General features: G+C 67.7%; 24 protein-coding genes. 20 read left to right on the top strand and 4 right to left on the bottom strand.

Features of this window, described 5'->3' with window-relative positions; all coding sequences use genetic code 11:
- The first annotated feature begins 120 nt into the window (after positions 1–120).
- From GJG85_RS00475 to GJG85_RS00465, 3 genes are all read left to right on the top strand, one after another.
- Positions 121–1,677: a DHA2 family efflux MFS transporter permease subunit gene (locus tag GJG85_RS00475; RefSeq protein ID WP_050015755.1), complete on the top strand. Its 1,557-nt coding sequence runs from the start codon at positions 121–123 to the stop codon at positions 1,675–1,677.
- A gap of 109 nt (positions 1,678–1,786) precedes the next feature.
- The gene (locus tag GJG85_RS00470; protein ID WP_050015767.1) at positions 1,787–2,035 is read left to right on the top strand and encodes a type II toxin-antitoxin system prevent-host-death family antitoxin; all 249 of its coding nucleotides are present in this window, start codon (positions 1,787–1,789) and stop codon (positions 2,033–2,035) included.
- The gene (locus tag GJG85_RS00465; protein ID WP_204383520.1) at positions 2,032–2,418 is read left to right on the top strand and encodes a type II toxin-antitoxin system VapC family toxin; all 387 of its coding nucleotides are present in this window, start codon (positions 2,032–2,034) and stop codon (positions 2,416–2,418) included. Before GJG85_RS00470 ends, GJG85_RS00465 begins: the two co-directional genes overlap by 4 nt.
- 18 nt (positions 2,419–2,436) lie before the next feature.
- On the opposite strand, the gene GJG85_RS00460 is transcribed toward GJG85_RS00465, so the two are convergent.
- Complete coding sequence (locus GJG85_RS00460) at positions 2,437–3,363, bottom strand: LysR family transcriptional regulator (protein ID WP_089488012.1); 927 nt, start codon at positions 3,361–3,363, stop codon at positions 2,437–2,439.
- A 142-nt stretch (positions 3,364–3,505) separates the two neighbouring features.
- Between GJG85_RS00460 and GJG85_RS00455 the strand changes: the two genes are divergently transcribed.
- The 17 genes from GJG85_RS00455 to GJG85_RS00375 all read left to right on the top strand — a co-directional run bounded on the left by GJG85_RS00455 (position 3,506) and on the right by GJG85_RS00375 (position 21,440).
- Positions 3,506–3,979: a CidA/LrgA family protein gene (locus tag GJG85_RS00455; RefSeq protein WP_050015750.1), complete on the top strand. Its 474-nt coding sequence runs from the start codon at positions 3,506–3,508 to the stop codon at positions 3,977–3,979.
- Positions 3,980–3,992: 13 nt separating this feature from the next.
- On the top strand, positions 3,993–4,715 hold the full coding sequence (locus GJG85_RS00450) for an LrgB family protein (protein ID WP_050015748.1): 723 nt from the start codon (positions 3,993–3,995) through the stop codon (positions 4,713–4,715).
- Between the two features lie 257 nt (positions 4,716–4,972).
- Positions 4,973–5,473, top strand: coding sequence for a flagellar basal body-associated protein FliL (gene fliL, locus GJG85_RS00445; RefSeq protein ID WP_179233119.1), 501 nt, complete (start codon positions 4,973–4,975; stop codon positions 5,471–5,473).
- A gap of 22 nt (positions 5,474–5,495) precedes the next feature.
- On the top strand, positions 5,496–6,494 hold the full coding sequence (gene fliM, locus GJG85_RS00440) for a flagellar motor switch protein FliM (protein ID WP_050015744.1): 999 nt from the start codon (positions 5,496–5,498) through the stop codon (positions 6,492–6,494).
- Positions 6,487–6,990 (top strand): flagellar motor switch protein FliN, encoded by a 504-nt coding sequence (fliN, locus tag GJG85_RS00435; RefSeq protein WP_050015742.1) that lies wholly within the window; start codon positions 6,487–6,489, stop codon positions 6,988–6,990. The genes fliM and fliN overlap by 8 nt, the downstream gene beginning before the upstream one ends.
- On the top strand, positions 6,987–7,562 hold the full coding sequence (gene fliO / locus GJG85_RS00430; RefSeq protein ID WP_089488011.1) for a flagellar biosynthetic protein FliO: 576 nt from the start codon (positions 6,987–6,989) through the stop codon (positions 7,560–7,562). Before fliN ends, fliO begins: the two co-directional genes overlap by 4 nt.
- 36 nt (positions 7,563–7,598) lie before the next feature.
- Positions 7,599–8,360 (top strand): flagellar type III secretion system pore protein FliP, encoded by a 762-nt coding sequence (gene fliP, locus GJG85_RS00425; RefSeq protein ID WP_089488010.1) that lies wholly within the window; start codon positions 7,599–7,601, stop codon positions 8,358–8,360.
- Between the two features lie 16 nt (positions 8,361–8,376).
- Entirely contained in the window at positions 8,377–8,649 is a 273-nt protein-coding gene (gene fliQ / locus GJG85_RS00420) for a flagellar biosynthesis protein FliQ (protein ID WP_006401718.1), read from the top strand.
- 23 nt (positions 8,650–8,672) lie between these two features.
- Positions 8,673–9,455 (top strand): flagellar biosynthetic protein FliR, encoded by a 783-nt coding sequence (gene fliR, locus GJG85_RS00415; protein ID WP_089488009.1) that lies wholly within the window; start codon positions 8,673–8,675, stop codon positions 9,453–9,455.
- A 187-nt stretch (positions 9,456–9,642) separates the two neighbouring features.
- Complete coding sequence (locus tag GJG85_RS00410; RefSeq protein WP_089488008.1) at positions 9,643–10,647, top strand: ABC transporter substrate-binding protein; 1,005 nt, start codon at positions 9,643–9,645, stop codon at positions 10,645–10,647.
- A gap of 119 nt (positions 10,648–10,766) precedes the next feature.
- Positions 10,767–11,564: an ABC transporter ATP-binding protein gene (locus tag GJG85_RS00405; protein WP_089488007.1), complete on the top strand. Its 798-nt coding sequence runs from the start codon at positions 10,767–10,769 to the stop codon at positions 11,562–11,564.
- A gap of 58 nt (positions 11,565–11,622) precedes the next feature.
- Positions 11,623–12,471 carry an ABC transporter permease gene (locus GJG85_RS00400; protein WP_179233118.1) on the top strand — a complete coding sequence of 283 codons (849 nt, stop codon included), beginning with the start codon at positions 11,623–11,625 and terminating at the stop codon, positions 12,469–12,471.
- Positions 12,472–12,559: 88 nt separating this feature from the next.
- The gene (locus tag GJG85_RS00395; protein ID WP_089488068.1) at positions 12,560–13,927 is read left to right on the top strand and encodes a sensor histidine kinase; all 1,368 of its coding nucleotides are present in this window, start codon (positions 12,560–12,562) and stop codon (positions 13,925–13,927) included.
- A 13-nt stretch (positions 13,928–13,940) separates the two neighbouring features.
- Entirely contained in the window at positions 13,941–14,618 is a 678-nt protein-coding gene (locus tag GJG85_RS00390; protein ID WP_089488005.1) for a response regulator, read from the top strand.
- Positions 14,619–14,900: 282 nt separating this feature from the next.
- Positions 14,901–16,031, top strand: a complete 1,131-nt coding sequence (locus GJG85_RS00385) for a porin (RefSeq protein WP_089488004.1) — start codon at positions 14,901–14,903, stop codon at positions 16,029–16,031.
- Positions 16,032–16,389: 358 nt separating this feature from the next.
- Positions 16,390–18,408: a site-specific DNA-methyltransferase gene (locus GJG85_RS00380; RefSeq protein ID WP_089488003.1), complete on the top strand. Its 2,019-nt coding sequence runs from the start codon at positions 16,390–16,392 to the stop codon at positions 18,406–18,408.
- On the top strand, positions 18,408–21,440 hold the full coding sequence (locus GJG85_RS00375; RefSeq protein ID WP_204383519.1) for a DEAD/DEAH box helicase family protein: 3,033 nt from the start codon (positions 18,408–18,410) through the stop codon (positions 21,438–21,440). Before GJG85_RS00380 ends, GJG85_RS00375 begins: the two co-directional genes overlap by 1 nt.
- Positions 21,441–21,680: 240 nt before the next feature.
- On the opposite strand, the gene GJG85_RS00370 is transcribed toward GJG85_RS00375, so the two are convergent.
- From GJG85_RS00370 to GJG85_RS00360, 3 genes are all read right to left on the bottom strand, one after another.
- On the bottom strand, positions 21,681–22,058 hold the full coding sequence (locus GJG85_RS00370; RefSeq protein ID WP_089488001.1) for a hypothetical protein: 378 nt from the start codon (positions 22,056–22,058) through the stop codon (positions 21,681–21,683).
- A gap of 233 nt (positions 22,059–22,291) precedes the next feature.
- A complete protein-coding gene (locus GJG85_RS00365; protein ID WP_050015730.1) occupies positions 22,292–22,546 on the bottom strand; it encodes a hypothetical protein in 255 nt (84 codons plus the stop codon).
- Positions 22,547–22,583: 37 nt separating this feature from the next.
- Positions 22,584–22,889 carry a hypothetical protein gene (locus GJG85_RS00360; RefSeq protein ID WP_124631950.1) on the bottom strand — a complete coding sequence of 102 codons (306 nt, stop codon included), beginning with the start codon at positions 22,887–22,889 and terminating at the stop codon, positions 22,584–22,586.
- Positions 22,890–22,940: the final 51 nt, after the last annotated feature.

Genomic DNA, 22,940 nt, shown 5'->3' with positions numbered 1-22,940 from the left:
AAGATGACGAGGCACGCGCTCCGCTTTTCCCCTTTTTCATTCCACCCGGCCGGGCCGCGCTGCGTCGCGCGCCCGTGCGTTGCGCCGGCGCGTTGCGCGCGCCGCGTCTAGGAGATCCCGATGTCCGCCACCACGGCATCCGCCCCCGCCGCCGAACCGGCGCCGCTGACCGGCGGCGCGCTCGCGCTGCTGACCGTCGGGCTCGCGCTCGGCACCTTCATGGAAGTGCTCGACACGTCGATCGCGAACGTCGCGGTGCCGACCATCTCGGGCAGCCTCGGCGTCGCGACGAGCGAAGGCACGTGGGTGATTTCGTCGTACTCGGTCGCATCCGCGATCGCGGTGCCGCTGACCGGCTGGCTCGCGCGGCGGGTCGGCGAGGTGCGGCTGTTCACGCTGTCGGTGCTCGCGTTCACGATTGCGTCCGCGCTGTGCGGCCTCGCGACCAACTTCGAGACGCTGATCGCGTTCCGGCTGCTGCAGGGCCTCGTGTCGGGGCCGATGGTGCCGCTGTCGCAAACGATCCTGATGCGCAGCTACCCGCCCGCGAAACGCGGGCTCGCGCTCGGGCTATGGGCGATGACGGTGATCGTCGCGCCGATCTTCGGCCCGTTGCTGGGCGGCTGGATCAGCGACAACTACACGTGGCCGTGGATCTTCTACATCAACCTGCCGATCGGCGTGTTCTCGGCGACCTGCGCGTACTTCCTGCTGCGCGGCCGCGAGACGAAGACGTCGAAGCAGCGGATCGACGCGATCGGCCTCGCGCTGCTCGTGATCGGCGTGTCGTGCCTGCAGATGATGCTCGACCTCGGCAAGGACCGCGACTGGTTCAACTCGTCGTTCATCGTCGCGCTCGCGCTGATCGCGGTCGTGTCGCTCGCGTTCATGCTCGTGTGGGAGGCGACCGAGAAGGAGCCGGTGGTCGACCTCACGCTCTTCAAGGACCGCAACTTCGCGCTCGGCGCGCTGATCATCTCGTTCGGCTTCATGGCGTTTTTCGGCTCGGTCGTGATCTTCCCGCTGTGGCTGCAGACGGTGATGGGCTACACGGCCGGCAAGGCCGGCCTCGCGACCGCGCCGGTCGGGCTGCTCGCGCTCGTGCTGTCGCCGTTGATCGGGCGCAACATGCACCGGCTTGACCTGCGGATGGTCGCGAGCTTCGCGTTCATCGTGTTCGCGGGCGTGTCGCTGTGGAACGCGACGTTTACGCTCGACGTGCCGTTCAACCACGTGATCCTGCCGCGGCTCGTGCAGGGCATCGGCGTCGCGTGCTTCTTCGTGCCGATGACGACGATCACGCTGTCGAGCATCTCCGACGAGCGGCTCGCGAGCGCGTCGGGGCTGTCGAACTTCCTGCGCACGCTGTCCGGCGCGATCGGCACCGCGGCCAGCTCGACGTTCTGGGAGAACGACGCGATCTACCATCATGCGCGGCTGTCGGAATCGGTGAGCGTCTACGCGCAGAACACGACCGACTACCAGGGCGCGCTCGCACAGCTCGGCATCGTCGGGCAGACGGCCAATGCGCAGCTGAACCAGCTCGTCACGCAGCAGGGCTTCATGATGGCGACCAACGACTTCTTCCACCTGTCGGCGGTGATGTTCATCGCGCTCGCGGCGCTCGTGTGGATCACGAAGCCGAAGAAGGGCGCGGGGCCGGCGATGGGGCATTGAGGGCGCAGGACTGGAGACGGTACTTTCGGGCTACGTGCTCGCCTTGCGTGGATTGTCGGATTGAACTAAGCTAATAATTTCAGTGAACTTAGTTCAATTGGGGGACGTGATGCATACCTATAACATGCATGACGCAAAAACGAATCTGTCGCGTCTGATCGACGAAGCCGTGCATGCCGGCGAACCGTTCGTAATCGCAAAAGCCGGCAAGCCGCTCGTCAAGGTGGTTCCGATCAATGCGCCGGACCCGGTCCGGCCGAGCCGGATCGGTTTCATGAAGGGGCAGATCCGCGTCCCGGACGATTTCGACACAATGGGCGGCGACGAAATCGGCAAGCTGTTCGAGGGTGACGCATGAAGTTGCTGCTCGACACACACTTGCTTCTGTGGGCGGCAGCCGGTGCAGCCGAGCTGCCCGCCCGCGCCAGCACACTGATCAACGATCCCGCCTATACACCGCTTTTCAGCGTTGCGAGCCTCTGGGAGATCGTCATCAAGCGTGGATTGGATCGCGACGATTTCCAGGTGGACCCAAACGTGCTCCGCCGCAATCTTCTTGATGCCGGCTACGTGGAATTGCCGATCACGAGCGCGCATGCACTCGCGGTCGGACAACTGCCGTCGATCCATCGCGATCCGTTTGACCGTCTTCTGGTCGCCCAGGCGATCTCGGAGGGCGTCACGCTGCTCACGCACGACCAAACCGTCGCGCGCTATCCGGGCCCGATCACACACGTCTGATTGCGTCGGGCATCGGCCTCACTCCCGCGCCCGCAATCCTCCAAACGCCAGATCGTCGGCCGGCGCGAGCGGCAGCGTCGCCCGCGCGACGTCGAGCCACGCGCGCGCCGCGTGCGACAGGTAGCCCTTCTTCAGCCAGCCGAGCGCGATCGCCCACGTGATTTCCGGCTCGACGATCGGCCGGCACGTGAACTGGCTCGCGTCGAGCCGCCGGCAATACGGCTCGGGCAGCAGCGCGATGCCGACGCCCGCATGCACGAGCGCGGCCATGAAATCCCAGTGGCCGCTGCGGCTCACGATCGACGGCGTGAAACCGGCTTGCCGGCACGCATCCAGCACCGCGTCGTGCAGCGCGAGGCTTTCCGCATAGAACACGAACGATTCCCGCGCGAGATCGGCGAGCGGCACGGCCGCGTGGTCCTCCCAGCGCGACTCGCGGGGCGCGACGAGCCACAGCGGCGCGCGCACCATCGGCAGTCGCTCGAACGTGCCGGGATCGACCGGCTCCAGCAGCCCGCCGAGTTCCAGCTCGCCCGACATCAGCGCCGCCTCGATCATCCGCGCGCCCTGCTCGAACAGCTTCAGCTCGATGTTCGGGTAGCGCTGCTTGTACGCGGCGATGATCGGCGTGAACAGCGAACCGCCGAGCGGCGGGATGCCGATCGTCAGCTCGCCGCGTCCGAGCGTGCCGAGATCGTTCAGTTCCGACTGCAGCTGCGCCTGCGCGGCGAGCACATCCTGGCCGCGCTGGAACACGATCCGCCCGGCGTCGGTCAGCACCATCTGCCGGCCGTCGCGCAGCAGCAGCGGCGAACCGATCTCGTCTTCCAGCGCCTTCACCATCTTGCTGATGGTCGGCTGCGTGACGAACAGCTTGTCGGCCGCCGCGGTGAAGCTCTGCTGGCGAACCACCTCGACGAAGTACCGCAGCGCGCGCAATTCCATCGATCACTCCCCAGATTGGTGCAGCTGAATTCAAAGCGAATTCCGAATTGGAATGACAAGGATAGAGACAAGTCATTTTATTTATGGTTAGGGGAAACCCTATACTTGCTCCATTGACAGAAACATCTGTAGGGAGCCCGCCATGAACAAGCCGACCGCCACTGCCGCCGCCCGCCCCGCCGCTTCGGGCAGCCTCGCGCACACGGGCCGGATCGTGCTGCAGGCCACCGCGCTCGGCGTGTTGTGGATGGCGGTCGACTGGGCCGTGCGCAAGGTCGGGCTGCCGATTCCGTCCGGCGTGATCGGCCTCGCGGTGCTGCTCGTGCTGCTGTTCTCGGGCCGCGTCGCACCGGCGTGGGTGAAGGACGGCGCGAACTGGCTGCTGTCCGACATGCTGCTGTTCTTCGTGCCGGCCGCCGTCGCGGCCGTGCAGTACGGCGGGCTGTTCCGCGAGGACGGCTGGCGCATCGCGCTGGTGATGCTCGCCGGCACCGCGTTCGTGATGGTCGCGGTGGCCGTCGCCGTCGATCTCGCCGCGAAGCTCGAACGCCGGCTCGCCGTGCAGCGCGTGTTCGCCGAACGCCGCCGCGCGCGCCTGAGCGCCATCGCGCACTGAGCCGGAGCCTTCCATGCTCGCCGCGCTATCGAACCTGCCCGCCGACCGGGTGAATACCGCCATCTCCGTCGGCTGCTTCGTGCTGACGATCGTGCTGTATTTCGCGTCGAAGCGCCTCTATGCGTACAAGAAGACGCTGCTGTTCTCGCCGCTCGTGTTCGTGCCGGGCGTGCTGGTGCTGCTCGTGCTGCTGACCGGCATCCCGTATTCGGTCTATTTCCGCGACACGCGCTGGCTGATGTGGCTGCTCGGCCCGGCGACGATCGCGTTCGCGGTGCCGATCTACGACTATCGCGACCTGATCCGCCGCCACTGGCTGTCGCTGTCGGTCGGCGTCGCGGTCGGGATCGGCGCGGGCGTGTGCGGATCGCTGCTGCTCGCGAAGCTGCTGCACCTGTCGCCCGAGCTGCAACGCTCGCTGATGACGCGCTCGGTGTCGACGCCGTTCGCGCTCGCCGTGTCGGACAAGATCCACGCGCCGAAGGACCTCACGGCCCTGTTCGTGATCGCGACCGGCATCTGCGGGATGCTGCTCGGCGAACTGGTGCTCGCGCTCGTGCCGATGCGCACGCGGCTCGCGCGCGGCGCGCTGTTCGGCGCGGCCGCTCACGGCGTGGGCACCGCGAAGGCGCGCGAGATCGGCAGCGAGGAAGGCGTCGTGTCGAGCCTGACGATGATGATCGCGGGTGTCGCGATGGTGCTGATCGCGCCGCTGCTGTCGCTGCTGCCGATCTGACGATGGACGCGCGGGCGGGCACCGCTGCCCGCCGGCCGCACTCCTTGCCCGCCGGCCCGGTTCCCGCCGGGCGCACGCCGTCCCGCTCCCGCCCGATCGTTTCCCCCCGCCGTTCCTGCCCCGCATCGCGCCGACATCCGGCCGACGCCCGGCCGACAATCGGCTGAGATAGCCGCAATTCCCCCCTCTTTTCCGCCCATCGGCCTCGGCCCGGATGCCGAACAATGCATGCTACGAGACATCACGCACGCATTCACATGGCCACGACTGCAACCCCGACCGCCGACAAGCCGGCTTCCTCCGGCAAGTTCAAGCGCATCGCGCTCATCGCCGTCATCGCGCTGGGCGCGGCTGCCGCCGCCGCCGGCGGCATGTACGTGTTCCTGGGCAAGGCAGGCGTCGGCCATCCGAGCGCGCCCGCCGAGCCGGCGCCGCTTGCCGCGCCGGTGTTCTTCGCGCTCGACCCGCTGACCGTGAACCTGCAGTCCGACGACGGCGCGCAGCACTACCTGCGCGTCGGCCTGTCGCTGAAGCTCACCGACCCGAAGGCGCAGGAGCAACTGACCGCGCGGATGCCGGAAATCCGCAGCCGGATCCTGCTCGCGCTGTCGAACAAGCATCCCGAGGAGCTCGCGACGCCGGACGGCAAACGTTCGCTCGCGAAGGAGCTGCGGGAGCTGATCGAGCAGCCGACCCAGCCGGGCAACCAGCGCGCGAAGGTCGACGACGTGCTGTTCACCGAGTTCGTCGTCCAGTAACGCGGCCGCAAAAGGAGCGCGTATGGGTCACCAGGAGTTCATGTCCCAGGAGGAGGTCGATGCCCTCCTCAAGGGCGTCACGGGCGAAACCGATTCGGTCGACGAGCAGCGCGACACATCGGGCGTCCGCCCCTACAACATCGCGACGCAGGAGCGGATCGTCCGCGGCCGGATGCCCGGCCTCGAGATCATCAACGACCGCTTCGCGCGCCTGCTGCGGATCGGCATCTTCAACTTCATGCGGCGCACGGCGGAAATCTCCGTCAGCCAGGTGAAGGTGCAGAAGTACAGCGAATTCACCCGCAACCTGCCGATCCCGACGAACCTGAACCTGGTGCACGTGAAGCCGCTGCGCGGCACGTCGCTGTTCGTGTTCGACCCGAACCTCGTGTTCTTCGTCGTCGACAACCTGTTCGGCGGCGACGGGCGCTTCCACACGCGCGTCGAGGGCCGCGATTTCACGGCCACCGAGCAGCGGATCATCGGCAAGCTGCTGAACCTCGTGTTCGAGCACTACACGACCGCGTGGAAGAGCGTGCGGCCGCTGCAGTTCGAATTCGTGCGCTCGGAGATGCACACGCAGTTCGCGAACGTCGCGACGCCGAACGAGATCGTGATCGTCACGCAGTTCTCGATCGAGTTCGGGCCGACGGGCGGCACGCTGCACATCTGCATGCCGTACTCGATGGTCGAGCCGATCCGCGACGTGCTCAGCTCGCCGATCCAGGGCGAGGCGCTCGAAGTCGACCGCCGCTGGGTGCGCGTGCTGTCGCAGCAGGTGCAGGCCGCCGAGGTCGAGCTGACCGCGAATCTCGCCGAGATCTCGGCGACGTTCGAGAAGATCCTGAACCTGCGCGCGGGCGACGTGCTGCCGCTGGAGATCGAGGACACGATCACCGCGAAGGTCGACGGCGTGCCGGTGATGGAATGCGGCTACGGAATTTTCAATGGTCAATATGCGTTGCGCGTGCAGAAGATGATCGGCGCGAGCGATTCGATGAAGGAAGGTGGATATGAGTGAGCTGAACCAGACGCCCGACGACGACATGCAGGCGATGGCCGATGCGGCCCTCGCGGCGTCGGCCGCCGCGGCATCGGCCGCCGACGCGAAGGCGCCGGCCGCGGCCGACGAAGAGCAGGGCCTCGACGACTGGGCGGCCGCGCTCGCCGAGCAGAACGAGCAGCCGGTGCAGGTGGGCGCCACGGGCGCCGGCGTGTTCCAGCCGCTGTCGAAGGCCGCGGCGAGCTCGACGCACAACGACATCGAGATGATCCTCGACATCCCGGTCAAGATGACGGTGGAGCTCGGCCGCACGAAGATCGCGATCCGCAACCTGCTGCAGCTCGCGCAGGGCTCGGTCGTCGAGCTCGACGGCATGGCCGGCGAGCCGATGGACGTGCTCGTGAACGGCTGCCTGATCGCACAGGGCGAAGTCGTGGTCGTCAACGACAAGTTCGGTATTCGCCTCACCGACATCATCACGCCCGCCGAACGCATCCGGAAGCTGAATCGATGAACGTCGTGAAGCCCGGCTGGCGCGTGTGCCGCGCGATCGCAGCGGCGGCGCTGGCCGCCGCCGCGTCGCTCGCGTGCGCGCCGGCCGGCGCCGCCGACATGAACGCGGTCAACCACGCCGGTTCGATCGCGTCGAGCGTGACGGTCGGCTCGGCCGTGCCGTCGCTCGGCATCGGCGCGGTGCTGCAGACGCTCGTCGGGCTCGCGGTCGTGATCGGCCTCGTATTCGCGTGCGCATGGCTCGCGCGCCGCTTCGGCTTCCAGCCCGCGCGACGCGGCGGCCCGCTGAAGGTCGTGTCGAGCGTCGGGCTCGGCGCGAAGGAAAGCGCGACGATCGTCGAGATCGGCGACACCTGGCTCGTGCTCGGCGTCGCGCCGGGCAACGTGCGCCTGCTGCATACGCTGCCGGCCGGTTCGGTGGCGGCCGCCGCCACGGCGGGGTCGCCCTCGACCGACGCAGCCGCCGGCGGCAATCCGTCCGACGGCACCCTGCCCGGCACGTTCGGCGCGCGGTTTCGCGACGCGCTCGCGGGCGAAGCCGCGAAACGCCTCGGTCGCGGCAAGGACCGCTGACATGGCGCCGCGCCCTCTTTCCGTCTCCGCACTCCGATGAAACACGCATTCCTGCATCACGCGGCGCGTGTCGCGCCCGTGCTGATCCTCTGTCTCGCGCCCGCGCTTGCGTGCGCGCAGGCGAACGGCCTGCCCGCGTTCAATGCGAGCCCGGGCCCGCACGGCGGCACCACCTATTCGCTGAGCGTGCAGACGATGCTGCTGCTCACGATGCTGTCGTTCCTGCCGGCGATGCTGCTGATGATGACGAGCTTCACGCGCATCATCATCGTGCTGTCGCTGCTGCGCCAGGCGCTCGGCACCGCGACGACGCCGCCGAACCAGGTGCTCGTCGGCCTCGCGATGTTCCTGACCTTCTTCGTGATGTCGCCGGTGCTCGACCGCGCGTACAACGACGGCTACAAGCCGTTCTCCGACGGCTCGATGCCGATGGAGCAGGCCGTGCAGCGCGGCGTTGCGCCGTTCAAGACCTTCATGCTGAAGCAGACCCGCGAGACCGATCTCGCGCTGTTCGCGAAGATCTCGAAGGCCGCGCCGATGCAGGGTCCCGAGGACGTGCCGCTGTCGCTGCTGGTGCCCGCGTTCGTCACGAGCGAACTGAAAACCGGCTTCCAGATCGGCTTCACGGTGTTCATCCCGTTCCTGATCATCGACATGGTCGTCGCAAGCGTGCTGATGTCGATGGGGATGATGATGGTGTCGCCGTCCACCGTGTCGCTGCCGTTCAAGCTGATGCTGTTCGTGCTCGTCGACGGCTGGCAACTGCTGATCGGCTCGCTCGCGCAGAGCTTCACGTAAGCGGAGGATCCACGCGATGACGCCTGAACAAGTGATGACGCTCGCGCACCAGGCGATGATGGTCGGCCTGCTGCTCGCGGCCCCGCTGCTGCTGGTCGCGCTCGCGGTCGGCCTCGTCGTGAGCCTGTTCCAGGCCGCGACGCAGATCAACGAAGCGACGCTGTCGTTCATCCCGAAGCTGCTCGCGGTCGCCGCAACGCTCGTGATAGCCGGCCCGTGGATGCTGACGACGATGCTCGACTACCTGCGGCAGACGCTGCTGCACGTCGCGACGCTCGGCGCCGGCTGAGCCGCGCGCAGCACCCGGCGACGATGTTCTCGGTCACCTATGCGCAGCTCAACGGCTGGCTGACGGCTTTCCTGTGGCCGTTCGTGCGGATGCTCGCGCTCGTCGCGACGGCGCCCATGGTCGGCCACGCGGCCGTGCCGGTGCGCGTGAAGATCGGCGTCGCCGCGTTCATGGCGCTCGTCGTCGCGCCGACGCTCGGCGCGATGCCGGACGTCACCGTGTTCTCCGCGCTGGGCATCTGGATCCTCGTCAACCAATTCCTGATCGGCGTCGCGATGGGTTTCACGATGCAGCTCGTGTTCGCGGCCGTCGAAGCGGCCGGCGACTTCATCGGGCTGTCGATGGGGCTGGGCTTCGCGACCTTCTTCGATCCGCATTCGAACGGCGCGACGCCCGCGATGGGGCGGTTCCTGAACGCGGTCGCGATGCTCGCGTTCCTCGCCGTGGACGGCCACCTGCAGGTATTCGCCGCGCTCGCCGCGTCGTTCCAGTCGCTGCCGGTGTCGGGCGAGCTGCTGCACGCGCCGGGCTGGCGCACGCTTGCCGCGTTCGGCGCGACCGTGTTCGAGATGGGGCTGCTGCTGTCGCTGCCGGTGGTCGTGGCGCTGCTGATCGCGAACCTCGCGCTTGGCATCCTGAACCGCGCGGCGCCGCAGATCGGCATGTACCAGATCGGCTTTCCCGTCACGCTGATCGTCGGGCTGTTGCTCGTGCAACTGATGATCCCGAACCTCGTGCCGTTCGTGTCGCACCTGTTCGACATGGGGGTCGATGCGATGGGGCGGGTGTTGATCGGGTGGCGGTAGGCGCGCTGCCGCGTCGCTTTCGGCTTGCGTCGGCGACCGCCGCCCGCATGCCGCCCCGCTGTTTTCTGGAAAACCCCTAAAGGATCCGCCCCCCCGCGAAAGGTTGCAGAAGGTTTCGCCTCCCTATACTCGTTAAGACGATGCAGCAAGCATCGCGCCATACGAATACAACGAAGGAGACGACCCGATGCGACCCATCCTGCGCACCCTCGCCGTGGCAGCCAGCCTGAGCTGCGCGCTCGCCGCTCACCCCGCTTTCGCCGACGACGGCGGCAAGATCACGATCATGGTCGGCGGGATCGCGAAGCTGATCTACCTGCCCGCGCGGCTCACGCAGGAGCTTGGCAATTTCAAGGCCGAAGGGCTCGACGTCGAGCTGCTGTCGCAGCCGGCCGGCGTCGACGCCGAGAACGAGCTGCTCGCGGGCGCCGTGCAGGGCGTCGTCGGCTTCTACGATCACACCATCGACCTGCAGAGCAAGGGCAAGGACGTGAAGGCGATCGCCGTGTTCGGCCAGGTGCCGGGCGAGGTCGAGATGGTGTCGACCAAGGCCGCGCCGACCTTCAAGTCGATGGCCGACGCGAAGGGCAAGACGCTCGGCGTCACGGGCCTCGGCTCGTCGACGAGCTTCCTCACCCAGTATCTCGCGCTGCAGCACGGCGTGCCGTCGACGCAGTACACGATGCTGCCGGTCGGCGCGGACGCGAGCTTCATCGCCGCGATCAAGCAGGGCCGCATCGACGCCGGGATGACGACCGAGCCGACGGTGTCCGCGCTCGAGAAGATGGGCGACGCGAAGGTGCTGGTCGACCTGCGCACGCTGGAAGGCACGCGCGCCGCGCTCGGCGGCACCTACCCGGCCGCGAGCCTGTACGTGCAGTCGGCGTGGGTCGATGCGCACAAGGCGGAGGCGACCAAGCTCGCTCACGCGTTCGCGAAGACGATGCAGTTCATCCACACGCACAGCGCCGAGGAAATCGCCGCGAAGATGCCGGCCGACTACCAGAAGGACAAGGCGCTGTACGTGGCCGCGCTGAAGGCGTCGCTGCCGATGTACACCGCGGACGGCAAGATGCCGGCCGACGGCCCGGCGACCGTGCTGAAGGTGCTGTCGGCATTCAACCCGTCGGTGAAGGGCAAGCACATCGACCTGGCGCGCACCTATACGAACGATTTCGTGAACGCGAAGTAACCAATCCCGGCAAAGGCGCCTGCGGCGGCGATCCCGCCGCCGTGCGTTCCCCGTTCCGGCCCGGTTGACCGGCCCGGCGCCGCCACTGCGACGCCCTCCTCACCCGCAGGATCAATGCGATGAATCAGGCAGTCTCCCCGAGCACACCGGCGATCGAGTTTCGCAATGTGTCGTGCCGCTTCATTTCGCCGGAAGGCAAGGCCACCGTCGCGTTGCGCGACTTCAGCATGAGCGTCGCGCGCGGCGAATTCATCGCGATCGTCGGCCCGACCGGCTGCGGCAAGTCGACGACGCTGAACCTGATCACCGGGCTGCTCAAGCCCGTGTCGGGCGAAGTCCGCGTGATGGGCCGCCCGGTCGACGGGATCGACCCGCGCATCGGCTTCGTGTTCCAGGCCGACGCCGTGTTCCCGTGGCGCAACGTGATCGACAACGTCGCGGCGGGCCCGCTGTTTCGCGGCCGCTCGAAGGACGTCGCGTACGCGCAGGCCGAGGAATGGATCCGCAAGGTCGGCCTCGACAAGTTCGCGAAGCACTATCCGCACCAGCTCTCCGGCGGGATGAGAAAGCGCGTCGCGCTCGCGCAGACCTTCATCAACCAGCCGGAAATCCTGCTGATGGACGAGCCGTTTTCCGCGCTCGACATGCAGACCCGCACGCTGATGCAGGACGAGCTGCTGCAGCTGTGGTCCGCGAACAAGGGCTCGGTCGTGTTCGTCACGCACGATCTCGAGGAAGCGATCGCGCTCGCCGACCGCGTATTCGTGCTGACCGCACGCCCCGCGACGCTCAAGCGCGTATACGAAATCGACCTGCCGCGCCCGCGCGTCATGTCGGAAGTGCGCTACGACCCGCGCTTCATCGAAATTTCCAAGGACATCTGGCACGACCTGCGCGAAGAAGTGCAGATCGGCTGACGCATACGCCGCACGACAAGCACCGGCAAGAAACAGCAAGGACAGGAGCATGACCGACATGACGCTTCCCACCACCGCCCTTCCGGCGACCACGCTCGAGGACGACGAGCGCGCCGCGCAACGCCGGCTGCGCCGCCGGCGCAACCTGATCGTCACGCTGCGGATCGCCGTACTCGTGATCGTGCTGGGCGGGTGGGAACTCGCCGCCCGGCTGAAATGGATCGATCCGTTCTTCTTCTCGATGCCGTCGCTGATCTTCGAGCAGATCCAGGACTGGTTCGTGAACGGCACGTCGCAGGGCCCGCTGCTCACGCAGGTGTGGGTCACGCTCGAGGAAACCGCGATCGGCTTCCTGATCGGCTCGGTGGCCGGCGTGATCTGCGGGATCGTGCTCGGCCGCAACAAACTGATGGCCGACGTGTTCGGCCTGTACATCCAGATCGCGAACTCGATTCCGCGCGTCGTGCTCGGCTCGGTGTTCGTGATCGCGCTCGGCCTCGGGATGGCGTCGAAGATCGCGCTGGCCGTCGTGATGGTGTTCTTCGTCGTGTTCGGCAACGCGTTCCAGGGCGTGCGCGAAGCGGATCGCTACCTGATCGCGAACGCGCAGATCCTCGGCGCGTCGCGCCGGCAGATCACCACGTCGGTCGTGATCCCGTCCGCGTTGAGCTGGATCCTCGCGAGCCTGCACGTGAGCTTCGGCTTCGCGCTGGTCGGTGCGGTGGTCGGCGAATTCCTGGGTTCCAAGCAAGGGATCGGGCTGTTAATCTCCACCGCCCAGGGCGCGTTCAACGCGAGCGGCGTGTTCGCGGCGATGATCGTGCTGGCCGTGGTCGCGCTGGCCGCCGACTACCTGCTGACGCGGATCGAGAAGCGGCTGCTGAAGTGGCGCCCCGCGGCGTTCTGAACGCTGCCGATCGACGCCTGACATGACTCATCCGACCGCGCCGGCGACCCCGGCGCGGTTCGGCTTTTCCGAGAAGGAGCGCAACAGGATGGCGCACAGCCTGCGCGGGCGGCTGCTGTGGTGGCTGCTGCTGCCGCTCGCGGTGTTCGTGCTGATCGCGGGCGCGATGTCGTACGACACCGCGCGGACCACGGCCGGGCTCGTGCAGGACAGCGCGCTCGTCGCGTCCGCTCGCACGATCGGCGAGGACGTCGAATGGCGCAACGGCCGGCCGGCGGCCGACGTGCCGCCCGCCGCGCTGGAGATCTTCGAATCGCCGTCGGGCGACTCGGTGTTCTACAAGGTGATCGACGGCCACGACCGCCTGCTCGCCGGCAATCCGGTGCTCGACCTGCCCGCGCGGCACGGCATCGAACCGACGTTGTACGACACGTCGCTCGACGGCGTGCCGCTGCGCGCGGTGGCCTACGACCGCCAGCTGTACGACGAGGGGCAGGTCGAGACGGTCACCGTGGTCGTCGCGAAGACGACGCGCTCGTACGGCGCGATGGTCGCGACGATCTGGCGGCCGCAGTTGGTGCGCCTGTCGCTGATGCTGGTGCTCGCGGTGGTGCTCGTCTATCTCGGGCTCACCTTCGAGCTGCGCCCGCTGATGAAGCTGAAGGACGACGTGGCCGACCGCGGGCCGATGGAACTGGAGCCGATCCGCCCGGAGCGACTGCAGCACGAACTGCGGCCGATCGTCGACGCGATCAACCAGTGCATCGCGCGCCTGAACACGCATACGGCCACGCAGCGCCGCTTCATCGCGGATGCCGCGCACCAGTTGCGCACGCCGATCGCGGTGCTCGACACACAGATCCAGTACGCGCAGCAGCGCGGCAACGACGATCGTGAACTCGCGGCGGTGCTCGACAGCATGCAGCGCAGCAGCCGCAAGATGGCCGACGTGACCGACAAGCTGCTGCTGCTCGCACATGCGGAAGCGACGCCGTCCACGCTCCTGACCCACCGCGTCGACCTGGCCGCGGTGGTGTCGAGCGTGCTGGAGGAGACGATCGTGCTCGCGCAGCGGCGCGACATCGACCTCGGCGCCGATCTCGGCGAGCAGCTCGACGTCGCGGGCAGCGATAGCCTGCTCACCGCGCTGGTGATGAACCTCGTCGACAACGCGGTGCGCTACACGCAGCCGGGCGGCTGCGTGACGGTCTGCGCGCGGCGCGACGGCGACGCGATCGTGCTCGACGTGGTCGACGACGGCCCCGGCATCCCGGCCGAAGCGCGGCCGCACGTATTCAAGCGGTTCTACCGCGTGTCGGCCGATACCGAGGGCTCGGGCCTCGGACTCGCGATCGTCCGCGAGATCGCGCAGGCGCACGGCGGCAGCGCGTCGCTCGCGCCGGGGCCCGGCAATCGCGGTATCGTCGTGACCGTGCGGTTGCCCGCTTTCGACTGAAGAGAACGCCGTCATGAAACTTTTGCTGGTCGAAGACAACGCCGAGCTCGCGCACTGGATCGTGAACCTGCTGCGCGGCGAGGATTTCGCGGTCGACTGCGTCGGCGACGGCGAACGGGCCGACACGGTGCTCAAGACCGAACGCTACGATGCGGTGCTGCTCGACATGCGCCTGCCCGGCATCAGCGGCAAGGAAGTGCTCGCGCGGCTACGGCGCCGCAACGACAACGTGCCGGTGCTGATGCTGACCGCGCACGGCTCGGTCGACGACAAGGTCGACTGCTTCGGCGCGGGCGCCGACGATTACGTCGTGAAGCCGTTCGAATCGCGCGAGCTGGTGGCGCGCATCCGCGCGCTGATCCGCCGGCAGGCCGGCGTCGGCACGACGCAGCTCGTGTGCGGCGATCTCGTCTACGCGTTCGGCACGCGCGAATTCCGCTGCGGCGACGCGGTGCTCGCGCTGCGGCGCCGCGAGCACGCGATCCTCGAAACGCTGATGCTGCAGCAGAACAAGACGGTCTCGAAGGCGCGGCTGATGGACAGCGTGTTCGCGCTCGACGACGAGCCCAGCGCCGACGCGATCGACATCTACATCCACCGGCTGCGCAAGCATCTCGCCAGCAGCACGGCCGAGATCATCACGCTGCGCGGGCTCGGTTACATCCTGCGCATGAAGAGCGCGCACGATTGACGCGGCGCGCTTCCCGCCTTCCACACATCAATTCGTAGCACGAATCATCATTGCGGCCTGCCGGACGCCCCGCAGGACCGCTTCCGCAGGCCTGCCCGATCCGCGATTATTGCGCGTTCGGTGTTTTCACCGATCCGATTCTTTCCTCCGGGAAAGCGTCGTGAAGGATTGCCCCCTCTACGATGCCATGCGTCGGCCCTCTCGCTGTGGCCGGCAAGAGTCGGCATACATTACGTACTGCCAACGACCGGATTTCAATGCGGCAGCTCGGAGGAGACGATCTTGAAACGAAAAACCCTTGCCCTTTCCATCGCGGCGGCTGGCCTGTGCGCCGGCACCCAGGCGCATGCGCAGTCGAGCGTGCAGCTCTACGGCCTGATGGACCTGAGCTTTCCGACCTACCGGACCCACGCCGACGCGAACGGCAAACACGTGATCGGCATGGGCAACGAAGGCGAACCGTGGTTCAGCGGCAGCCGCTGGGGCCTGCGCGGCGCTGAAGACATCGGCGGCGGCACGAAGATCATCTTCCGCCTCGAAAGCGAATTCGTGGTCGCGAACGGCCAGATGGAAGACGAAGGCCAGATCTTCGACCGCGACGCGTGGGTGGGCGTCGAGGACGAGCGCTTCGGCAAGCTGACGGCCGGCTTCCAGAACACGATCGCGCGCGACGCGGCCACGATCTACGGCGATGCGTACGGTTCCTCGAAGCTGACGACCGAGGAAGGCGGCTGGACCAACTCGAACAACTTCAAGCAGATGATCTTCTACGCGGCCGGCCCGACCGGCACGCGCTACAACAACGGCGTCGCGTGGAAGAAGCTGTTCAGCAACGGCATCTTCGCGAGCGCCGGTTACCAGTTCAGCAACTCGACGCAATTCGCGACCGGCTCCGCGTACCAGGCCGCGCTCGGCTACAACGGCGGGCCGTTCAACGTGTCGGGCTTCTACAACCACGTGAACCACGGCGGCTTCCGGAACCAGACGTTCTCGGTCGGCGGCAACTACACGTTCGACATCGTGCGCCTGAATGCCGGCTACTTCCGCTACAACGGCGACCAGGGCGCGCTCGGTCAGCGTCACGACAATTCGTGGACGGTGTCGATGAAGATCGCGCCGAAGGGCGCGCTCGACTACGAGCTCGGCTACCAGCAGATGCGCATCAAGAACGCCGCGAACAACGCGGACGGCTTCACGCCGAATGCCAACCTCGGCGCGTTCAGCCTGACCAACGGCGTCGCCAACGGCTTCAAGGAGACGATCTACGGGTCGGTGTTCTACCACCTGAGCAAGCGCACCGAGGTGTACCTGGCCGGCGACTACATGAAGCTGCACGGCGGCTACACGGTGTCGTCGACGTTCGGCGCGAAGAACCAGCTCGAACTGACGTCGGGCATCCGGACGCGCTTCTGACCTGAGGCAATCATCCGGGCGGGGCCCGTCGGGCCCTGCCTCACCCTCCATCCGGGATTCTCCATGCGGGCACGCCGGCGCTTTGCGCCGACCGTGCCCTTTTTTTCGTCCCTTGTTCGTCTTTTTCGCGGCGTCGCCGGGGTCCGCCGCGCGCCCGCCGGCCGCCCCGTGCGACAACCGGCCCGAACCCGCTTCCAGCCCGTCCGGCGGGCGATCGCGGCCGATACAAGCACGTTCGTCGCACATCGGTGCTTGACCTGCGCCGACCGACTCGCTAGCGTTTCGGGTTTGCCCGGGCGGCCATTGCCGCCGGTGCCGTGAGCGCGCCCGACGTCCTGGCGCGCGCGGCCGGGCTCCGATGGAAAAGACGATGCAGAAACTCGATGCGGCCAGCCCGCAGGCGATGTCGACGGATTTCACCGCCGACAACGTCGCGCGCCTGAAGGCGCTGTTCCCCGAACTCGTGACCGAAGGCCCGGACGGCGCGTCGGTCGACGTCGACGTGCTGAAGGCGCTGGTCGGCGAGCGCACGGTCGGCGACGCCGACGAGCGCTACGGCTTTCACTGGCACGGCAAGCGCGCCGCTCGCCAGGCCGCGCTCACGCCGTCGACGGGCACGCTGCGGCCCTGCCCCGACGACAGCGTCGCGTGGGACGACACGCGCCATCTGGTGATCGAGGGCGACAACCTCGACGTGATGAAGCTGCTGCACAAGAGTTACGCAGGCAAGGTGAAGCTCGTCTACATCGATCCGCCGTACAACACCGGCAGCGATTTCGTCTATCCGGACGACTTCAGCGACAGCATCCGCCACTACCTGGCGATGACGGGCCAGACCGAAGCCGGCGTGAAGCGCAGCACCAACACCGAGGCGAACGGCCGGTTCCACACCGACTGGCTGAACATGATGTATCCGCGCCTGAAGCTCGCGCACGCGCTGCTGTCCGACGAAGGGCTGATCGCGGTGCACATCGACGAGCACGAAGTGCATGCGCTCGTGCTGATGCTGCGCGAGATCTTCGGCGAGGAAAACGAGCTCGGCGTGGCCGTGTGGGACAAGCGCAACCCGAAGGGCGACGCGCGCGGCGTCGCGTACCAGCACGAATCGCTGGTGCTGTTCGCGCGCAACGCCGAGACGCTGCTCGAACAGGCGCCGCTCAAGCGCCCGAAGCGCAATGCGCAGCGCATGCTCGACGCCGCGCACGACGCGGTGTACCGCAGCGGCAACCCGAAGGACGCGCAGAAGGCGTACCGCGCGTGGATGAAGGCGCAGACCAACCTGTCCGGCGGCGAGGTGATGTACGACCGGCTGTCGGCGGAAGGCCGCGTGTACCGCCTCGTGTCGATGGCCTGGCCGAACAAGAAGAAGGCCCCGGACGAATATTTCACGCCGCTGATCCACCCGGTCACCGGCAAGCCGTGCGCGATGCCGGCGCGCGGCTGGCGCAACCCGCCCGCGACGATGCAGGCGCTGCTCGAGCGCGGCCAGATCGAATTCGGCCCGGACGAAACCACGCAGCCGCAGCGGATCTACTACCTCGACGAGAACATGTACGAGAACGTGCCGTCGGTGCTGCCGTTCGCGGGCTCCGACGACGCGCTGTTGAAAACGCTCGGCATCCCGTTCGACCTGCCGAAGCCGGTCGACTTCGCGGCCGCCGTGATCGGCTGGTGCACGCGCGGCGACGACATCGTGCTCGACTGCTTCGCCGGCTCCGGCTCGACCGGCCACGCGGTGATGCAGGTGAACGCGACCGACGGCGGCGCGCGCCGCTACATCCTCGTGCAGCTGCCCGAGGCGCTCGACCGACGCGACAAGACGCAGACGGCAGCCGCCGATTTCTGCGCGAAGCTGAAGAAGCCGCTGACGCTCGCCGAAATCACGAAGGAACGCCTGCGCCGCGCCGCGCAGCAGGTCGCGCGCGACTATCCGGAAAGCTATGGCGACCTGGGTTTTCGCGTGTACCGGCTCGACACGACCAACGTGATCGAGTGGGACCCGCGCCGCGACGACTTCGACCATGCGCTGTTCGCGTCCGTCGAACACGTGAAGACAGGCCGCACCGAGGACGACCTGCTCGCCGAGCTGACGCTGAAGCTCGGCCTCGACCTGTGCACGCCGGTCGAGCATCACCAGGTGGCCGGCAAGACGGTGCACCTGATCGGCCGCGCGATCGTCGCGTGCTTCGATGCGCGCATTTCGCGCGACGACGCGGGCCCGCTCGCCGACGGCATCGTCGACCTGCTGGATGCGACCGGCGCGTCGCGCGACGTCACGTGCCTGTTCCGCGACAGCGGCTTCGTCGACGACGTCGCGAAGCTCAATCTCGCCGCGCTGCTCGAACAGCACGGCGTGAAGCGCGTGCGGAGCCTGTGATGCGGCTGCATTTCGAAGCGGATCTCGACTACCAGCGCGAGGCGATCGACGCCGTCTGCGACCTGTTTCGCGGGCAGGAATCGTATCGCGGCGACTTCAGCGTGCTCGCGAACGCCGCGCCCGGCACGACGGCCGCCGCGCAAGGCTCGCTCGGCTTCGCGGTGTCCGAGCAAGGCGTCGGTAACCGGCTGTCGCTGACCGACGACGCGCTCGCACGCAATCTCGCCGACGTGCAGTTGCGCGGCGGGCTGCCGCCGTCCGGCCTGCCCGGCTCGCGCGACTTCACCGTCGAGATGGAGACCGGCACCGGCAAGACCTACGTGTACCTGCGCACGATCTTCGAGCTGAACCGCCGCTACGGCTTCACGAAATTCGTGATCGTCGTGCCGTCGATCGCGATCAAGGAAGGCGTGCACAAGACGCTGTCGATCACCGAGGATCACTTCCGTGCGTTGTACGCGGGCGTGCCGTACGACTACTTCCTTTACGACTCCGCGAAGCTCGGCCAGGTGCGCCACTTCGCGGCGAGCGCGGCGATCCAGATCATGGTGATGACGGTCGCCGCGATCAACAAGAAAGAGATCAACAACCTCTACAAGGACAGCGAGAAGACCGGCGGCGAGAAGCCGATCGACCTGATCCGCGCGACGCGGCCGATCGTGATCGTCGACGAACCGCAAAGCGTCGACGGCGGCCTCGAAGGGCGCGGGCGCGAAGCGCTCGCCGCGATGGCGCCGCTCTGCACGCTGCGCTATTCGGCCACGCACGTCGACCGCCACCACATGGTGTACCGGCTCGATGCGGTCGACGCGTACGAGCGCAAGCTCGTCAAGCAGATCGAGATCGCGTCGGCGATCGTCGAGGATGCGCACAACAAGCCGTACGTGCGGCTCGTCGGCGTGTCGAACCGGCGCGGCGCGATCAGCGCGCGCGTCGAGCTCGACGTCGCGACCGCGGCCGGCGTGAAGCGCCAGATCGTGTCGGCCACCGACGGCGACGATCTCGAGCGCCTGACCAAGCGCGCGCTGTACGCGGGGTTGCGGATCGGCGAAGTGCATGCGGTCAAGGGCGCCGAATACGTCGAGCTGCGCCATCCGGAAGGCGAGGCGTTCCTGTCGCTCGGCGAGGCGTTCGGCGACATCGACACGCTCGCCGTGCAGCGCGAGATGATCCGCCGCACGATCCGCGAGCATCTCGACAAGGAGCTGCGCCTCGCCGAACGAGGCGTGAAGGTGCTGTCGCTGTTCTTCGTCGATTCGGTCGAACGCTATCGCCGCTACGACGAGAACGGCGTGCCCGTGAAGGGCGACTACGCGCTGATCTTCGAGGAGGAATATGCGCGCGCGGCGCGCGTGCCGGCCTACCGTGCGCTGTTCGACGGCGTCGACGTCGCGCTGGAAGTCGAGCGTGCGCACAACGGCTACTTCTCGATCGACCGCAAGGGCGGCTGGACCGACACGAGCGAAAGCAGCGCGGCGGCCCGCGAGAACGCGGAACGCGCGTACGGCCTGATCATGCGCGAGAAGGAAGCGCTGCTGTCGTTCGACACGCCGCTCAAGTTCATCTTCTCGCACTCGGCGCTGAAGGAAGGCTGGGACAACCCGAACGTGTTCCAGATCTGCACGCTGCGCGACATCCAGACCGAACGTGAGCGCCGCCAGACGCTCGGCCGCGGGCTGCGCCTCGCGGTCGACCAGGACGGCGAACGCGTGCGCGACGCGGGCGTGAACACGCTCACCGTGATCGCGACCGAGCGCTACGAGTCGTTCGCGGAGAACCTGCAGAAGGAAATCGAGGCCGATACGGGCATCCGGTTCGGGATCGTCGAGGAACACCAGTTCGCGGCGCTGCCGGTGCAGGAAGACGACGGCCCCGCGCATGCGCTCGGCATCGAGCTGTCGCGCGCGCTGTGGAACCATCTGCACGAGCAGGGCTACGTCGACGCGCAGGGCAAGGTGCTCGACCGGCTGAAGGATGCGCTGCGCCAGAGCGCGCTCGTGCTGCCGGACGCGTTCGAGCGACTGCGCGCGCCGATCGTCGCGACGCTGCGCAAGCTGTCGGGCCGCTTCGCGGTGCGCAATGCCGACGAGCGCCGCGCGATCGCGTTGCGGCGCGATGCGTCGGGCAAGGCCGTCGTGTTCGGCGAGGATTTCCGCGCGCTGTGGGACCGCATCCGCCATCGCACCGTGTACCGCGTCGAGTTCGACAACGCGAAGCTGGTGCGCGACTGCACGGCCGCGCTGCGCGACGCGCCGGACATCGCGCGCGCGCGGCTGCAGTGGCGCAAGGCCGAGATCGACATCGGCAAGGCCGGCATCGAGGCGATCGAAGTAGCAGGCGCCGGCACGGTGCTGCTCGACGAAGGCGAGTTGCCGCTGCCCGACCTGCTCACCGAGTTGCAGGACCGCACGCAGCTCACGCGTCGGTCGCTCGCGACGATTCTTGCCGACAGCGGCCGGCTCGACGATTTTCGCGTGAATCCGCAGCAGTTCATCGCGGTCGCGGCCGACGCGATCAACCGCTGCAAGCGGCTCGCGCTGGTTGCCGGCATCGCGTACCGCAAGCTCGGCGAGCGCCACGTGCATGCGCTCGAATCGTTCGAGAGCGAGGCGCTGACCGGCTACCTGCGCAACCTGCGGCCGGACGCGCGCAAGTCGATCCACGAAGCGGTCGTGTGCGAGACGGACGCCGAGCGCGCGTTCGCCGATGCGCTCGAAGCGCACGACGGCGTGAAGCTGTACGCGAAGCTGCCGGCGTGGTTCCGCGTGCAGACGCCGCTCGGCAGCTATCACCCGGACTGGGCCGTGCTCGCGGAACAGGACGGCGGCGAGCGGCTGTACTTCGTCGTCGATACGCCGAATGCGGACGGCCACGTGCCGAGCGAGCACGAGCGCGCGAAGCTCGCGTGCGGCGAAGCGCATTTCCGCGCGCTGGTCGAGGGTGACGGCGCGGCGCGCTTCGTGCGCGTCGGGCAGGCGGATGCGCTGTTCGAACCGGCCGCGATTGCGCCACCGGCGGGCGGCGGGCGGTAACACGAAGGGCGGCGACGAGCCGCCCTTTTTTCATGGGCCGGCGGTGTCCTTCTTCCCCCGTCGAATCCGTCCGTCAAGCGCGTGAAAGCGGTTCGTATGATGGCGGGCCGGGCGGCCCGGTTACGGCTGGTTGCAAATCGGGTCGGTTCGACGTTTCGGCGCGACAGCCGCTTCAGCCACTTGTGCCGCCGCCATGAAAAAGGGCGCCGAAGCGCCCTTCTCCGCCCAGAGTGCGCCGGTTTACAGCGTCCGGCCGAACGCGTTGCGGTGCGTGTGAGGCGTGGACGTCTTGCCGTGCGTGGTATGGCTGTGCGTATGCCCGCGGCCCGGCTGCGTGCCCGCGCGATCGGCGATCGTGTCGGAACGGTCGGCCGCGCGCGCGAGGCCCTTGTCGCGGTCGCCCGCACTGAAGCCGTTCGAGTTGCTCAGCGCCTGGCCGCTCATGTGACCGGCCGACATGCCGCCCGCGTTGCCACCCATCCCGCCCATGCCGCCTGCGCCGTGACCGCCGCCATTGCCACCGCCGCCACCATTGCCGCCGGCTGCCGCGTTCGCGGAGACGGCACCCAGTGCGAGCAGCGCGGCTGCCAGCACGGACAGATATCGTTGGGTTTTCATTGTTTGCTCCCTGGAGCGTGTTTGAATGATTGCATTCTAGGAACGCGCGGTTTCCGCGCGACTCGACGTTGTAAATGATCGTAACGACACGCATCGCGCGCATTCGTCCGATCAATTTGCCGTATGCCGGCTGCGTGCGCGGAATGCGCGGCCGGCCGTCGCCGAACAAGGAAGTTGCAAGGCGGAAGCGGCGCGTGCCGTTCCGCCGGTCGATGAAGATGCTGCCTCGGCGCTTACTGCGCCGGCAGCATCCGTTGCGCCGCCGCCTTGCGCTGCGCGGCCTGCTCCTGCTCGTGCTGCTTCGCGACGTGATGGCCGACGATACAGCCGCCGACTGCGCCGACCACCGCGTGGTGCCCCGCATAGTGGCCGGCCACCCCGCCGACCACCGCGCCCTTCATGCAGCCCGCCGCGTGCGCGCTGCCGATCGTTGCGAGCGCAACGACAGCGGCGGCGGCACACAGCCTGATGTATCGCACGGGCATCATGTTTTCATCCTCCTCTTGCGACGATCAGATGGGCCGCTTAATCCCAGCGGCCGCCACGCCAGCCGCCGCGCTCGCGCCACTCGTGCTCGCGCCATTCATGGCGGCGCCATTCGCGTTCGCGCCATTCGCGCTGACGCCAGCCGTCGCCGCGCCAACCGTAGTCGCGATAGCCGACCGGCGCGTACATCACCGGCGGCGGCGGCGCCACATAGACGGGCGCCGGCGCCGTGTAGACGCCCGGCACGCCGATGCCGACCGACAGGTCGACGTGGGCCGACGCGACGCCCGAAGCTGCCAGCGCCGCTACACCGAGAACTGCACCGAGAATAAGTTTCTTGCTCATTTCGCGACTCCCTGCACGTGTCGTGCGTCATGTGACTACGGTTCGGAGTCT

Origin of the sequence: Burkholderia sp. MS389 (genome assembly GCF_016899425.1) — a bacterium.
GTDB lineage: Bacteria > Pseudomonadota > Gammaproteobacteria > Burkholderiales > Burkholderiaceae > Burkholderia > Burkholderia sola.
This window is presented reverse-complemented; position numbering and strand designations above follow the sequence as displayed.